Source organism: Streptomyces sp. UNOB3_S3 (genome assembly GCF_020740895.1).
Classification (GTDB): Bacteria; Actinomycetota; Actinomycetes; order Streptomycetales; family Streptomycetaceae; genus Streptomyces.
The window spans coordinates 1-14,516 of record NZ_JAILXP010000171.1 but is presented as its reverse complement, the minus strand read 5'-3'; the positions used below and the strand labels follow the sequence as shown (position 1 = coordinate 14,516).

Below are 14,516 nucleotides of genomic sequence, written 5' to 3'. Positions count from 1 at the left end.
GACGGGCCGGGCGGGGTCGGTGACCGTCGGCGGGCAGTCCCTGATCTCCCAGTAGCGGTCGCAGGCCGCGGCGGCCGTGCTGGTCTCCGACAGCGCCCAGCCGATGCACTCGGTGGGCCAGCGGAGATAGGTGCTGATCGTGATGGCGGCGACGAGCTGACCGAGGGTCAGCCGCCCGTCGGCGATGCCCCAGCCGCCCACCGCGAGCTGCCCGGCGATACCGAGTTCGGGCAGGATGAGGAGGCCGGTGGACAGCCCCCCGAGGATGCGGACGATACGCAGCTCGGTCGAGCACAGCCGGCGGGCCTGGGCCACGAACTGCCGGGTGCGCTCGGCGGACCGCCCGAACGCCCTGACGACCCGCGCGGCGAGCATCGTCTCCTCGACGAGGGTGGTGAGGTCCCCGGACTGGTCCTGCGCCCGGCGGGCGACCTTCTTGTAGCTCGTCTCGTAGAAGTATGTGATCAGCAGCAGTGGCGCGGCGCTGATCAGCCCGACCAGGGCGAGTTCGGGTGCGATGGTGAACAGGATGCCCAGCCCCACCACCAGGGTCAGGGAGTTGACGAGGAGGAAGACCGCCGCGAAGGCCAGGTACTTGCGCAGCGTCACCAGGTCGTTGACCGCGCGGGACATCAACTGGCCGGACTGCCAGCGGTCGTGGAAGGAGACGGGCAGCCGCAGCAGATGGGCGAAGAGGTCGGCCCGCATCCGGGACTCCACCAGCGCGGTGGGGCGGGCGATGAGTTTGCGGCGGGCCCACAACAGGCCGGCCTCCGCCGTGCCGAGCACGGCGACGAGGGCGATCAGCCAGGGCAGCCGGCCGAAGTCGCCGGAGCCGAGCGGGCCGTCGATGACGCGCTGTACCACCAGGGGAATGCCGAGTCCGCACAGCAGGGCGCCGAATGTGGCGGCGGCCGCCCCGGTGACGGGGAGCCATACCGGCCGTAAATACGGGCCGAGCCTCGCGAGTACGGCAAGAGAGGACGCGTTCGTCGGGATCGGGGCGCCGTCGACGTTCAATGCGCACACCTCGCAATGACGGGTCGAATGGCCGGGCTTGACCGTTGCCCGGCAGGCCGACCATGTTATCCTGAACCGAATTCGATAGGCATCACCACACGCAGAGAAATCGGGGATGTGCCATGCCTGAGAATGCTGTGCCCGATAAATACCCCGCCCAGCCGATGGAAATTACATCGGACGAAACCTACGCGAAACTCCGGAACGACCTGGAATTCTGGGAGCCCTGGGGACGGCGGGCGCTGGCCGCGGCCGGCCTCCCCGCGCCGGGGGCCTTACGGGTCCCGGGGGAGAGCACCAACCCCGTGCTGATCGCCGACACCGGCGTGGTCGTCAAGCTCTACGGCGAGCACTGGTGCGGCCCGGAGAACTACGCCTCGGAGGCCGAGGCGTATGAGGTGCTGGCGGGTCAGGACCTGCCGGTTCCCCAGCTGTTGGGGCGCGGCGAGCTGTTCCCCGGCGGTGGCGCCTGGCCCTGGCCGTACCTGGTGATGGCCGCGGCCCCCGGGATGACGTGGCGGGAGGCGACGGCGCGCGCGGACCGGCCGACGCAGCTGGCGCTGGCCCGGCGGTTCGGCGCGGTGCTGCGCCGGCTGCATTCCGTGCCGCTGACCGGCACGGGGGCGCTGCGACCGGATTCCCCGGTCTTCGCCGAACTGCTCGAGGAACGCCGCGCGGCCACCGTCGAGGACCACCGGGAATGGGGCTATCTCTCCCCGCGACTGCTCGACCGGGTCGATGACTTCCTGCCCTCCGTCGACGCCCTGCTCGACGGCGGAAAACCCGTGTTCGTGCATGGTGACCTGCATGGCACCAATCTTTTCGTCGATGCGGCGAACACCTCGGTGACGGGGCTGATCGATTTCACCGACGTATACGCGGGAGACCCCCGGTACAGCCTCGTCCAATTGCACCTCAACGCTTTCCGTGCGGACCGCGGACTGCTCGCCGCGCTGCTCGACGGGGCGGAATGGCAGGTGACCGGCGCCTTCGCCGAGGACATGCTCCGGTTCACCTTCCTGCATGACTTCGACGTCCTGGAGGAAGTGCCCCTGGACCTCTCCGGCGTCGATGACATCGGGGAGCTGGCCCGGCTCCTGTGGGACGTACGGTAGCGGAAACGGAACCCCTCCGTCGGGCGCGCGGCCGTCATGTGCGCGCCCGCCGGAACCGCCACGCGTCCTCGATCATCCCGTCGAGGCCCGGGCGCGCCGGCTTCCAGCCCAGTTCACGGCGGACGCGTTCACCGGAGGCGACCAGCACGGCCGGATCGCCCGGGCGCCGGTCCGCCACCCGGGCGGGTACGCGACGGCCCGTGACCCGGGCCACGGCGTCGAGGACCTCCCGCACCGAGAACCCCTTGCCGTTGCCGAGGTTGTAGTTGCGGTGCTCGCCCGGGACCGCGCCGCCCAGCGCGGCGAGATGCGCGTCCGCGATGTCCGCGACATGGATGAAGTCCCGTACACAGGTGCCGTCGTGGGTGGGATAGTCGTCGCCGAACACCGCGAACTCCCCGCGCCCGCCCAGCGCCGCGTCCAGGGCCAGCGGGATGATGTGGGTCTCCGGCTCGTGACGCTCGCCCGACCCGCCCAGCGCGCCCGCCACATTGAAGTAGCGCAGGCTCACGGAGGCCAGACCGTGGGCGCGGGCGTACGCCTCCAGCGCCAGGTCGACGGCGAGCTTCGAGGCACCGTACGGGTTGGTGGGCACCGTCGGCGCGCTCTCCTCGATGGGCACCCGCTCCGGCTGGCCGTAGACCGCGGCCGTGGAGGAGAAGACGAGCCGGCGGACCCCCGCCCGCAGGACCGCGTCCAGCAGGGTCAGGCTCTCCACCGTGTTGTTGCGCCAGAAGCGCTCGGGGTGGCGCACCGAGTCGTCGATGAGCGCCCGCGCGGCGAGATGCAGCACCGCGTCGAACGGCCCCTGCCCACCGGTGAGGACGGCCGTCGCCCCGGCCATCGTGCCCTGTACGAACCCGGCGCCGCGCGGGACGGCGTCGGCGAAGCCGGTGGACAGGTCGTCGAGGACGACGACCCGGTGCCCCTCGTCGAGGAGTCTGCGCGTCACCACGCTGCCGATGAAACCGGCGCCGCCGGTCACCAGGATCTTCACACGAAACCGCCTTTCGACACGCAACCGCTTTTCGACGACGTGAGCAGGAGGCCGACGGCCGCCCGTAAATCCGTCGCCACCATGTCCGCCACAGTGTTTGCGGGCGGTTTTCCCGGGCCCTGGAGAAGAACGGTCAGGGTGCCGGCCGCCTTTCCGGCCATGACGTCCGACTCGGTATCACCGATCATCACGGAATCCGCCGGATCGATGTCCCGGAAATCCCGCATGGCCGCGGTGAGAAGTCCGGGCAGCGGTTTTCGGCAGCCGCATTCGCCCACCTCGTGCGGACAGACGTAAACGGCGTCCAGGAACGCGTCGTGCTCGCGCAGCAGCGCGGCGAGCCGCGCGTGCACCGCCGCCACATCCGCGCCGGTCATGAGGCCTCTGGCCACGCCCCGCTGGTTGGTCACCAGCACCACGCGCCGTCCGGCGGCGTTCAGTTCGCGCACCGCCTCGGCGGCGCCCGGCAGCAGGATCAGCTCGGCGGGATGTCCGATGTACCGGCCGTCGGGCGGCTTCGCATTCAAGGTGCCGTCCCGGTCCAGAAAGAAAGTGCGCACTTCTGCGTGACCCGCTTTCACTGTTATGGTCTTTTCGGCTCCCCGAGGGAGCCGGAATGGAGGCAATGCGAGAATGGGCACCGCCGATCGAGCACGACTCCGTATTCTTTTCGTGTCGGCGAACGAGACGGCACCGTGGGGCCCCAGTGAGACGAACTGGGCCCTGGCCGCGCGTCACTGGCTGGAACGGGGCGCCGAGGTCCACGCGAGCGTCAAGGGCTGGGACGAGGTCCCCGCGGAGCTGGCCGCCGCCGAGCGGGCCGGGTGCGTCGTCCACCGCCGCTGGGAGCAGCCCCCCTACGACCTTCGCCCCGTCCATCAACTTCCCTGGTCCGAACACCGGTCGAGCACCCTGGACAAGGTCCGCCCCGACCTGGTCGTCGTCTCCCAGGGCGACAACTACGAGGGGCTGGGCTGGATGGAGGAGTGCCGGACGCGGGGCTACCCGTACGTCGCCTACTCCAACTCCGCCGCCGACTTCGAATGGCCGGCGGACGACGTCGCCCAGCGGCTGGCCGTGGCCTACCGCGCGGCCCGCGCCTCCCTCTTCGTGTCCGAGGCCAACCGGGAGATCACCGAGCGCCAGGTCGGCACGCGCCTGCCCAACGCCCGGGTGGTCCGCTGCCACTTCAAGGTGGACTACGACGCGGCCCCGCCCTGGCCCGGGGACGCCGGGCCGCTGCGGCTGGCCTGCCCGGCCCGGCTCGACCCCGTCAGCAAGGGACAGGACGTGCTCTTCGACGTCCTCGCCCGGCCGAAGTGGCGCGAACGCCCGCTGAAGGTCTCCCTGTTCGGGTCCGGGAGCCACGCGTGGGTGCTGCGCTCCCTGCGCGACCGGTTCGCCCTGGACAACGTCGAGTTCGCCGGGTACACCACGGACGTCGAGGCGATCTGGCGCGAGCACCACGGCCTGGTCCTGTGCTCGCGGGCCGAGGGCCTGCCCACGGTGATCATCGAGGCGATGCTCTGCGGCCGGCCCGCGATCGTCAGCGACGTGGCGGGCAACGCCGAGCTCCTGGAGGACGGGGTCACCGGCTTCGTCGCGGCCGCCCCGGCCGCCGCCTGCCTCGACGAGGCCCTGGAACGGGCCTGGCAGGCCCGCGGCGAGTGGCAGGAGATGGGCCGCCGCGCGGCCGTGGCCGTCCGCAAGCAGATCCCGCCGGACCCGATCGCGGTCCTTGTGGACCAGCTGGCGGAACTCGCGGGCTGACCCCGCCGTCCCCGGGCGCCCGGCGCCCGGGGACGGACACCCGTGCCGTGCCGGGCGCTGCCGCCGGGCCATCACACCTCCCTCAGCGTCTCGGCGGCCCGCTCCGGCTCCAGCGGGGTGAAGTACATCCCGCTGCCCAGTTCCCCCGCCGCGATGTACCGGGGCGTCCCCGGGGCCCGCCAGACCACGTTGATCTCCAGATACAGATGCGCCCACGGCCATTCCCCGCCGCCGGCGGGCCGCTGATGCACCCACAGCACATACGGCGCCGGCCGCCCGAACAGCGCGTCGACGCTGCCGAGGACGGTCGTCAGCAGCGCGGCCAGCTCCCGCCGCCCGCCGGGGCCCGCGCCCGGGAGGTCCGGCAGATGGGCGCGCGGCGCCAGCCGCAGCGCGTAGGGGAACAGCGGCGCCTCGGGGACCCACGCCCGCCAGCCGCCCTCCTCCGCCACCACCAGCTCCTTCGGGGGCCCCTCGCACAGCGGGCAGCGGCCCAGCGCCCGGCTGCGCTCCAGCTGTGTCGCGGGGGCGGGCGGGACCCCGGGCAGGCCGAACGCCTGCCCGTGCGGGTGGTCCACGGTCGCGCCCGCGTCGGCGCCGCGGTTCTCGAAGAGCAGGACGTAGCCCACATCGGGCCGAGCGCCGAGCTCGGCGGTGCACTCGCTCCACAACGCAACCGCGCGGGCCGCCTGGTGGAGGCCCATCGTGGCCCAGGACGCGCCGTGCTCGGGGGTGTACAGCAGCACCTCGCACCGGCCCCCGTCCAGGGCGGGCCAGCGGTTGGGGAACCGCCGTACCCGGTAGTCCTCCGGCGCCTCCAGCCCGCCCGGGCAGAACGGGCAGTCCTCGCCCCGGGCGCGGGGCCGGGACTGGCGGCGGCCGTCGACCGCCACCGTGAGGCCGGTCAGCGGGTCCGTACGCAGCTCAGCCACCCGTGCCGCCCTCCCCGCGCTCAGCCGTCGGCACGGATCACCACCCGGATCACGTCGGGGCCGGGCCGGTCGGCGAGCCGGAACGCCTTGTCCGCCTCCGACAGCCCCAGGACGTGGGTGATGACCCGGTCGGTGCGCACGGCGCCGTCCGCGAGCAGGTCCGCCGCCCGGCGCATGAACCGGCCCGGGCCCATCACCCCGATCGTCGACATCAGCTTCAGCGGCCACCGCGCGGCCGGCAGCTCGACCCGCTTGCCGACCCGGTAGCCGATCAGGCCGACCCGGCCGCCGGGCCGGACCAGCTCCGTGGCGAGCCGGATCGCCGCCGGCTCCCCGCAGGCGTCCAGGACGACGTCCGGCAGCCCGGCGGGCCCCGCGTCCTCGATCCACCGGGCGACCTCCTCGTCGCCCGACAGCGCGGTCCCCGCGCCCAGCGCCCCGGCCACGGCGGCGCGCTCTCCGACCGGGTCGACGGCCAGGACGACCCGGGCGCCGGACGCCCGGGCCGCCTGGAGCACGTTCAGGCCGATGCCGCCGCACCCCAGCACCGCGACACTCTCACCGGCCTCCAGCCGGACCCGGTCCAGCGCGTGGAGGGCCACGGCCAGCGGCTCCGTCTGCGTGGCCGCCAGCAGGTCGGTGTCCGGCGGGAGCCGCACCAGGTTCACCGCGGGCACGGCGATGAACTCGGCGCAGCCGCCCGGGTCGGTGAAGCCGAACTCGCGCAGCTCCGGGCACATCACCGGCTGCCCTCTACGGCACCACGAGCAGTGCCCGCAGGTCAGCGCGATGTCCCCGGCCACCACGTCCCCCGGGGACACCAGGGGGCTGCGGGTCTCGGCGACCGTGCCGCTCCACTCGTGGCCCGGGACGGCCGGCAGGGCGGCGCCGTGCCACACGTCGTTGTACAGGGAGACGTCGCTGCCGCAGATCGCGTTGTAGGCGACGCGGACCAGGGCCCACCCCTCGGGGAGTACCGGGTCGGGAACGGCCTCGACGGTCAGGTCGCGGGGGCCGTTGAGCACTGCTGCACGCATACGGGACCTCTCAGCCCTGGTGGGAGTGGGGGGAGCTGCCGCTGTTGTCCCGCAGGGACTGGGTGACGAAGTGGAAGATCATGCTGTGCATGGCCTCGGCCATGCCCACGTCCTTGGTGGGGGCGTTCACCTCCGTGTCCGCCAGGTCGCGCAGGATGCCCCCGGTGCCCGCGGTCACCGCGATCACCCGTAACCCCGCCTCCTTGGCCCACCGGGCCGCGGCCACCACATTGGGGCTGGTGCCCGAGCAGCTGATCACCAGCAGCCGGTCGCCGGGGCGCGCCATCAGCCGCAACGGCTCGACGAACACGCTCTCGTAGCCGCAGTCGTTGGCGTAGGCGGTGAGCATGGACAGGTTGTCGGTCAGGGCGATCGCGCGCAGCGGCGGGTTCTGCTCCGCCGAGGTGCCCTTGAGGAGGTCCTGGGCGAGGTGGGAGGCGGCCGAGGCGCTGCCGCCGTTGCCCGCCAGGTAGACCGTGGCCCCGTCGCGCCGTACCTCGTCGAGTTCGCCGATCAGTCGGTGCACCTGGTCGCCCATGGCCTCGAGCAGAGGGCCCGCGGTGTCCAGGTACTCGTCCCACGGGCCACGGGACGTACGGCCCGTGGCGATGGAGTCCTGCGTCATCTCTGCGTACCTGCAATCGTGTCGGGGAGCACCGGGGTGCGAAAGGACACCACGGTCGTACGGGGTCAGCGGACGAAGTCCTCTTCGACGTCGTGGTCGACGTACCCGGTGCCGCGCAGGTCGCCGGTCTCGCCGTCCCACTCGCTCCAGTCGGCCATATAGGTCGGCCCGTAGCCGAAGGCGGCCAGGAGGCGGTCGCCGGGGGTGCGCTTGCGGCGGGTGCCGTGCATCAGCGCCTCGTTGAGGATCAGCAGGTCGCCGGCGCCGACGAAGACGTCGCTGAGCGTCGGGAAGCCCTCGTCGATCAGCGAGGCGCGCTCCCCGCGCTCGGCCCGGGGGCGCAGCAGGGGGAAGTTGGCCTTGTGCGAGCCCTGGATGTAGCAGAACGAGCCGTCCTCCGGGGAGCGGATGTCGCTGAGGTAGACCAGGGCCTTCACATAGGGGCAGAACAGCTTGCCGTCGTGGTAGGTGTGGGTGATCGACAGGTCGCGGCCCACGGTCCCGCCACCGAGGTCGAGGAGTTCGGAGTTGCCGCCGTGGAGGTAGAGCACGCTGTCCCGGCCGCGGCGCAGCGCGTAGCCCTCCAGGACGCGCAGCGGCTGGTTGACCACTTCGCGCACCCGGCCGACGATGCGCTCGTCCCGGCCGAGCCTTCCGAACAGTTCGCTGGTGCGGGGCAGGTCGTCATAGCGCCGGGTGTTGGCGAATCCGGGGTCGACGGGGTGGAGCCGGTCGAGTTCCGCGCGGAGGCCGGCGACCTCCGACGGGCCGAAGACGCCCGGCACGACCAGGAATCCGGTGGTGTCGAAGAGATAGAGCTCTTCCGGTGACAGGGCGGGCACAGGGGTTCCCTTTCCGTCAGTGCCGCGGGGGCAGGGTCACGTCCGGGTCGGCGAGGGCCTTGTCCAGGGCACGCAGGACGGTGTCGGCGTCGTCGTCGCTCATCCAGGTGTGCAGGGGCAGACAGATGTGCCGGGCGCACAGGTCCGCGGCCACGGGGTGCTCCCCGGCCGGGAAGCGGCCCTCGAAGACCGGCTGGGTGTCCAGCGGCATCTCGTAGATCTCGCCGCCCAGTTGCACCCCGGCGTCGCGCATCCGCTCCCGCAGTCGCCGCCGGTCCACGCCGGGGTCCAGCACGACCACGTACTTGTACCAGCTCGCGGGCGAGTGGGCGGGCAGCAGCGGGCGGACGCCGCGCATCCCGGCCAGCCCGGCGGTGTAGCGCCGGGCGAGCCGGTCGCGGACGGCCAGGAACTCGTCGAGGCGGCGCAGCTGGACCCGGCCGACGGCGGCGTGGAGCTCGCTCATCCGCGCGTTCTCGCCGAGCACGGTGTGGATGCTGCGCCAGGGCTCGGGCTTGCCCAGATTGCGGTACAGGCGGACCTGCCGGGCGAGTTCGTCGTCGTCGGTGGTCACCATGCCGCCCTCGGCGGAGGTGATGACCTTGGTGGCGAAGAAGGAGAACGCCCCGGCCGCCCCGAACGTCCCGGCGTGACGCCCGTCCAGGCGGCTGCCGTGGGCATGGGCGCAGTCCTCGAACAGCCACAGTCCGCGCCGGGCGCACCAGGCGGCGATCTCCTCGACGTCCGGGGTGACGATGCCGCCCATGTGGACGATCAGGACGCCCGTGGTGGCGTCGGTGACGGCCCGTTCCAGGTCGCGGACGCCGGGCGCGAGCGTGGCGGCGTCCACGTCCGTCAGCCGTACCCGCAGCCCGGCGAGCAGGGGCGCGGCGGCCGTCGAGTAGAAGGAGTTGGCCGGCACCAGCACCTCGCCGCCGGCCTCGCCGGCCAGCGCCCGCAGCCCGCAGACCAGTGCGGCGGTGCCGGAGGCGACGGCGACCGCGTGCCGAGTCCCGGTGTAGGCCGCCATCTCCCGCTCGAAGGCCTCGACCTGCGCGCCCTGGGTGAGCTGCCCGGTCGTAAGGCTGGTGCGCACCGCGGCGAGCACTTCGTCGATGTCCGCGGCCGAGAAGTCGGGCCGCACGGGAACCACGTGGGGAGCGGTCACCGGCCGCCCACCTCCGCCGCGCCGCTGCGGTCCGTGCGGTGCTCCAGCTCCATGCGCAGCCCTTCGTCGATGGTGATCCTGGGGGTCCAGCCGAGCTGGGCGCGGGCCTTGGCGGTGGAGACGAACCGCTGGGAGTAGACGAGCTCACCGCGCCGGGTGGGCTCCTCGCGGTACACGATGGGCACCCCGCCGAAGAGCGCGGAGACCCGCTGGGCGAGCTCCCCGGTGGTGAGGATCTCGGGTCCTTCCAGGTTGTATACCTGGTTGGCGGCGACGGGGGCGGTGGCCCGGTGGAAGGCGTCGGCGAGGTCGTGGACGTGGAGGAACGCGCGGCGCTCGGAGCCGTCGCCGAAGACGGTCAGCTCCCGGCCCTCGGCCGCCGCGCGCAGGAACGCGGAGACGACGAGGCCGGGCCACATGCCGGGGCCGTAGATGGGGCTGTAGCGCAGGACGGTGGACTCGAGGCCGTGCAGCCGGGCGTAGTCGCGGGCCAGCAGCTCCTTGGCGATCATCGAGGTGGTGTAGAAGTGGCCCGCGCCCGTGGGCAGGAACGGTTCGTCCTCGTCGATGGCCTCGATCCGCATGGCGTTGTACACCCAGCAACTGCCCGCGAGGACGACCCGGGAGACGCCACTGGCGGCCGCCGCGTCGAGCACCGCGGTGGTGCCGGTGACGTTGACGTCCATCGCGGTCACCGGGTCGGCCAGGACGGCGCGGGCGTCGGCGACGCCCGCCAGGTGCAGGACCGCGTCCGGCCGCCAGGAGGCGAACAGCTCGGCCAGCTCCCGCCGCGCGGTCACGCTCAGCGCCGCACCCGGGAACGGGTCGTCGGGCGTCCACCGCGTGTCCACGACGAGGACCTCGTGGCCCTCCTCGTGGAAGCGGCGGGCCACGTGGCGGCCGATGAAGCCGGAGCCGCCGGTCACCAGAGCTCGCATCAGGTCCCCTTGTGGGTGTGGTGGGTGGTGGAGCCGGACGCCGGGACCGCCGCCGCGCCGGCGGTCCCGCGCAGCCGGGAGCGCCATTCCTCCGCGCTGTCCACGGCGCAGCCGTCGTCCGCGTCGGGGGTGCGGTCCAGCAGGTCCAGGAACACGGGGTCGGTGAGGTCCTCGGTGGGGTGCCGCTGCGGCAGCCGGAAGTCGCGCCGGGTGCGCTGCTCGTGCGGCATGAGCCGCCCGGCGCTGCCCAGGCAGTTGCGGCAGGCCCGCAGGGGCTCGGGGGACCGGAGGTAGGCCAGCAGCCGGTCCGGGAACCCCGGATCGTCCGTGATCTCCAGCCCGTCCTCCCACGGGTCCGTCCCGTTCTGGAGGACCCGGGGGAGGAAGACGGACTGCGGGCACTTGAAGAAGTGGCCCTCGAACACGGTGTGGCAGCGCCACACGTGCGCGATCTGGCACGTCGAGAAGATCCGTCGCACCAGACGGTCGTCGCCGGTGCCGGACTCCGAGTAGGAGTAGCGGAAGTGCGAGTAGTGGAGAAGGGTCAGCGTGACCCCGTGGTCCGCCGCGAGGCCGCGGATCCGGGCCATCTTCTCCTCGGGGATCTCCCTGCCGGGGTAGACGGAGACCTCCACCTCGTCCACCGCCGCCCAGAAGTCCTCGCGCATGCGCGGCAGCAGCACACCATTGGTGCACACGACGATGCGCGGCGCGATGCCGCTGGCGCGCACCGAGCCCAGGATCGGCACGAGCTCGCGGTGCAGCAGGGGCTCACCGCCGAGGACCTTCACGAACCGCGCCCGGAACGACCCGGCCAGCAGCGCCAGATCGCGGGCCGCCGTCTCGGGCGCGACGAAGGATCTGGTGAAGACGGGGGAGAGATGGCTGCACGAGGCGCAGCCGAGGTTGCAGTGATGGGCGACGTTGAGCTCGCACCCCTCCGGGGTGACCACCTTTCCGTCCTCGATGCGATAGGTCATCGGACCGCCTCGTGTTCTCCCGCGTCCCGCCAGGAGAAGGTCGGGTCGAAGGGGAGGGAGAAGTTGTTGGAGTAGCCGCCGAGGTAGTAGCGCAAGGTGGCCTTTCCCGTGCAGGAGACCGGCTCCGCGCGGGCGCGCAGGTCCATGGCGAGCTTGTCGTCCTCGCCGATGGACTCGGCCTCGTCGTGGGCGTCGTAGACGTCCCGGAAGGGCACGTCGAGGAGCAGGTCGCGGGAGAGCAGCCACTCACCGGTGTCGACGGAGACGACCGGGTCGTCCGTGCCCGGCGGGTCGAGCCGGTCCCGCCGCACACAGGTGCCGGGGGAGACGACGCCCTTGGCGCGCATCCGCGCCCACTGGTCGCGCCCCTCCACCCGGTCGCGGGCCCAGGGCTCGCGGGGATCCAGATAGGGGCTGCCGTCGGCGTTGAGCATCCGCAAGTGGGAGTGGACGGCGCGGTGGCCGGTGCGCCCGGCGCACTCCACGAGGCTGCTGAGGTGGTCAGGTTCCCATTCGTTGTCGTCGTCGAGGAAGCCGATCCAGGGGGCCCGGCTCGCGCGGACGGCCAGGTTGCGCAGCCGTGCCGAGCGGCCCGGCCCGGAGACGTCACCGGGGCCGCGCCCGGTCAGCAGCCAGCGGACGTTCCCGGGCAGCGGCTCGAGGGAGCGCAGGAACAGATAGGTCTCGTGGCAGTCGTCGATCACGACGAGGTGCCGGAAGGGTGCGTCGAGGTCCTGCCGCTGGACGCTGCGCAGGGCGCGGTCCAGCAGGCGGGGCCGGTTTCTGGTGAGGGTGACGACGGTGACCAGCACGGCTGGATCGCCCTTCGCTCGGTGTGCGTTCGTGATGCCGGTGCGTGGGACGGTGGTTCACAGGGGGCGTTCGCAGGTGGTGTTCACAGGGGCAGGGCGACGGCCCGGGAGCCGTGTTCGGTGAAGCGGAAGCGCAGCTCCGTCAGGCCCGCGCCGGTCATGGCCCGGCGCACCGCCTGCCGCCGGTCGCGGGCGCAGACCAGCAGCAGGAACCCGCCGCCGCCGGACCCCAGCAGCTTCCCCCCGGCGGCGCCGGCCGCCAGCGCCCGGTCGTGGAGGTCCTGGAGCCAGGGGCTGCTGACGCGGGAGCCGAGCCGTGACTTGAGCCGCCAGTGCTCCTCGACGAGCGGGCCGACACCGTCGAGGTCGCCCTTGCGCAGGCAGTCGGCCATGTCGTCGGCGATGCGCCGGATCGCGTGGAGCCGCTCCAGCGCGTCGCCGTGGCCCGCCAGGGTGCGGCGGTTCTGCTCGGAGAGGATGTCCCCGGCGTCGCGGCTGATGCCGGTGTAGAAGAGCAGCAGCCGCTCCTCCAGCTCGGCGCGGACGCCCGGGTCGAGGTCGAGGCGTTCGGTCTCCACCCGGCCGGAGGGATCGAAGCGGAGCATCCGGACGCCGCCGTGGGCCGCCATGTAGTGGTCCTGTTTGCCGACGGCCCGGCCCAGGTCCTCGATCTCGATCCGGCTCGCCGTCTCCGCGAGCGCGTCCACGTCCACGTCCGCGCCGGGGGCGTGGGGGTGGGAGGCGGCGTGGAGCACGGAGACGGCCAGGGCCGCCGAGCCGCCCAGCCCGCTGCCGCTGGGCACGTCACCGAAGACGGTGACCTGGCGGTCGCGGATCAGCCCCGCGCGCGTCAGAGTGGCCCGCAGCATGGGGTCGGGGTGCCGCGCCGCCTCCTCCACGGTCTCGCAGGACCCGGCGGCGGTGCGCAGCCGGCCCCGGAACTCGCGGGGGTGGACGGTGACGCCGACGTAGCGGTCGATGGCACAGGCGATCACCAGTCCGCCGTGGCGGGCGGAGTAGCTGGGGATGTCGGTGCCGCCGCCCGCCAGGGAGATCCGCAGGGGAGCGCGGGCCGTGACGATCTCAGCCATGGGCCTCGTGCCCCCGGTCGTGGTCCCCGCCGCACTCGCGGCCCCGGCGCAGCAGCTCGTGGACGGCGGCCCGGACCTCCCGGCGGGGGACCGGGGTGAGGTAGTGCTGACCGAGGCCGAGCGGCACGCCCAGCGCGCCCAGCAGCACCATCGGGACGTCCGAGGAGGTGTGCGCCTCGTAGCCGCGCTTGTTGTCGAAGCCGATGTGGTGCATCACCGTCTCCGTGTCCAGCCCGGCGGTCAGGCAGCGGCACACGCCGACGCGCCCGATGAGCTCCTCGTGGGTGGCCACGGCGTCCGCGCCCAGCGCGCCGAGCCGGTGGGCGACGTCCGCCGCGACGGCCATGCCCAGGGCCACCGCCTCGCCGTGCTTGACGGGGACGGCCCGGGAACCGGGGGCGGCGCTGGCGAGCTCCAGGGCGTGGCCGACGGTGTGGCCGTACTCCAGCAGCACGCCCGAGTGCTTCTCGTGGGGGTCCTCCAGCAGCAGCCGGCTCTTGACCGCCAGGCTCAGCTCGAAGATATCCTCCAGGTCCGCCGCCGTGTAGTCGGCCCGGGGGCGCAGCAGCCGGCGCAGGTCGGTGATCTGGCCGGGCTCGATGGCGAGCGCGTTCTTGACGGTCTCGCAGGTGCCCGAGCGAAGGTCGCGCGGGGAGCCCATGGCCACCACGCCGAAGTCGACGACGATCAGCTCGGGCGGGTGGTACAGCCCGACGGTGTTCTTGGCGTGGGCGGTGTTGACGGCCTGCTTCGCCGAGATCACCGAGTCGCAGGCGGCGATGACGGTGGTGGGGACGTGGACGAGCCGGATGCCCCGGAAGAGCAGCCCGGCCAGCAGCCCGGCGATATTGCCGGGGATGCCGCCGCCGACGGCCACGACGACGGAGCGCCGGGTGACCTTGAAGTCCAGGGCGAGATCGATGAACCGGGAGAGCGTGGCGAGGTTCTTGTGCGCCTCGCCGGGCGGGTGGGAGAGCAGAGGGGCGGGCGCGGTCTGCTCGACGACACCCGCGAGCTTGCTCGCGACCACGCCCTGGACGGTGTCGTCGGTGACGAACACGAAGCGGTCCGCGTCCAGCCCGGTGAGCACCTGGGCCACGTCGTCGAGGCAGTCGTGCCCGAGCAGCACCCGGACGAGCCGGTCCCCGAGGGAGAAGTGCCGTTCGGTCAGGGGCGGCGGGGTGCCGTG

At 72.8% G+C, this 14,516-nt stretch carries 15 protein-coding genes; 2 read left to right on the top strand and 13 right to left on the bottom strand.

What is annotated here, in order from left to right; all coding sequences use genetic code 11:
• Positions 1 to 1,020: ABC transporter ATP-binding protein (locus K6I33_RS19490; protein WP_229354159.1), on the bottom strand; the 1,020-nt coding region annotated here is incomplete at its 3' end.
• A 122-nt stretch (positions 1,021 to 1,142) separates the two neighbouring features.
• Between K6I33_RS19490 and K6I33_RS19485 the strand changes: the two genes are divergently transcribed.
• On the top strand, positions 1,143 to 2,135 hold the full coding sequence (locus tag K6I33_RS19485; RefSeq protein WP_229354157.1) for a phosphotransferase family protein: 993 nt from the start codon (positions 1,143 to 1,145) through the stop codon (positions 2,133 to 2,135).
• 34 nt (positions 2,136 to 2,169) lie between these two features.
• Here the strand turns inward: K6I33_RS19485 and galE are convergent, their stop codons facing one another.
• Positions 2,170 to 3,132: a UDP-glucose 4-epimerase GalE gene (galE, locus tag K6I33_RS19480; protein WP_229354155.1), complete on the bottom strand. Its 963-nt coding sequence runs from the start codon at positions 3,130 to 3,132 to the stop codon at positions 2,170 to 2,172.
• Positions 3,129 to 3,713 carry an HAD-IIIA family hydrolase gene (locus K6I33_RS19475; protein WP_229354153.1) on the bottom strand — a complete coding sequence of 195 codons (585 nt, stop codon included), beginning with the start codon at positions 3,711 to 3,713 and terminating at the stop codon, positions 3,129 to 3,131. Before K6I33_RS19475 ends, galE begins: the two co-directional genes overlap by 4 nt.
• Positions 3,714 to 3,804: 91 nt before the next feature.
• On the opposite strand from K6I33_RS19475, the gene K6I33_RS19470 reads away from it, so the two are divergent.
• Positions 3,805 to 4,902: a glycosyltransferase family 4 protein gene (locus K6I33_RS19470; protein ID WP_229354151.1), complete on the top strand. Its 1,098-nt coding sequence runs from the start codon at positions 3,805 to 3,807 to the stop codon at positions 4,900 to 4,902.
• 71 nt (positions 4,903 to 4,973) lie between these two features.
• Here K6I33_RS19470 and K6I33_RS19465 read toward each other — a convergent pair whose 3' ends face one another.
• The 10 genes from K6I33_RS19465 to K6I33_RS19420 all read right to left on the bottom strand — a co-directional run.
• On the bottom strand, positions 4,974 to 5,834 hold the full coding sequence (locus tag K6I33_RS19465; protein ID WP_229354149.1) for a hypothetical protein: 861 nt from the start codon (positions 5,832 to 5,834) through the stop codon (positions 4,974 to 4,976).
• A 20-nt stretch (positions 5,835 to 5,854) separates the two neighbouring features.
• Positions 5,855 to 6,871, bottom strand: coding sequence for a zinc-binding dehydrogenase (locus K6I33_RS19460; RefSeq protein WP_229354139.1), 1,017 nt, complete (start codon positions 6,869 to 6,871; stop codon positions 5,855 to 5,857).
• A gap of 10 nt (positions 6,872 to 6,881) precedes the next feature.
• On the bottom strand, positions 6,882 to 7,496 hold the full coding sequence (locus K6I33_RS19455; RefSeq protein ID WP_229354128.1) for an SIS domain-containing protein: 615 nt from the start codon (positions 7,494 to 7,496) through the stop codon (positions 6,882 to 6,884).
• Between the two features lie 65 nt (positions 7,497 to 7,561).
• Positions 7,562 to 8,338, bottom strand: a complete 777-nt coding sequence (locus K6I33_RS19450; RefSeq protein WP_229354127.1) for a phytanoyl-CoA dioxygenase family protein — start codon at positions 8,336 to 8,338, stop codon at positions 7,562 to 7,564.
• A gap of 16 nt (positions 8,339 to 8,354) precedes the next feature.
• The gene (locus K6I33_RS19445; RefSeq protein ID WP_229354126.1) at positions 8,355 to 9,506 is read right to left on the bottom strand and encodes a DegT/DnrJ/EryC1/StrS aminotransferase family protein; all 1,152 of its coding nucleotides are present in this window, start codon (positions 9,504 to 9,506) and stop codon (positions 8,355 to 8,357) included.
• Positions 9,503 to 10,444 carry an NAD(P)-dependent oxidoreductase gene (locus tag K6I33_RS19440; protein WP_229354125.1) on the bottom strand — a complete coding sequence of 314 codons (942 nt, stop codon included), beginning with the start codon at positions 10,442 to 10,444 and terminating at the stop codon, positions 9,503 to 9,505. Before K6I33_RS19440 ends, K6I33_RS19445 begins: the two co-directional genes overlap by 4 nt.
• Positions 10,444 to 11,424 carry a radical SAM protein gene (locus tag K6I33_RS19435; protein ID WP_229354123.1) on the bottom strand — a complete coding sequence of 327 codons (981 nt, stop codon included), beginning with the start codon at positions 11,422 to 11,424 and terminating at the stop codon, positions 10,444 to 10,446. The genes K6I33_RS19440 and K6I33_RS19435 overlap by 1 nt, the downstream gene beginning before the upstream one ends.
• Positions 11,421 to 12,236, bottom strand: a complete 816-nt coding sequence (locus K6I33_RS19430) for a glycosyltransferase family 2 protein (protein ID WP_229354121.1) — start codon at positions 12,234 to 12,236, stop codon at positions 11,421 to 11,423. The genes K6I33_RS19435 and K6I33_RS19430 overlap by 4 nt, the downstream gene beginning before the upstream one ends.
• 83 nt (positions 12,237 to 12,319) lie before the next feature.
• The gene (locus K6I33_RS19425) at positions 12,320 to 13,327 is read right to left on the bottom strand and encodes a hypothetical protein (protein ID WP_229354120.1); all 1,008 of its coding nucleotides are present in this window, start codon (positions 13,325 to 13,327) and stop codon (positions 12,320 to 12,322) included.
• Positions 13,320 to 14,516: 2-deoxy-scyllo-inosose synthase (locus tag K6I33_RS19420; protein WP_229354119.1), on the bottom strand; the 1,197-nt coding region annotated here is incomplete at its 5' end. The genes K6I33_RS19420 and K6I33_RS19425, both read right to left, overlap by 8 nt.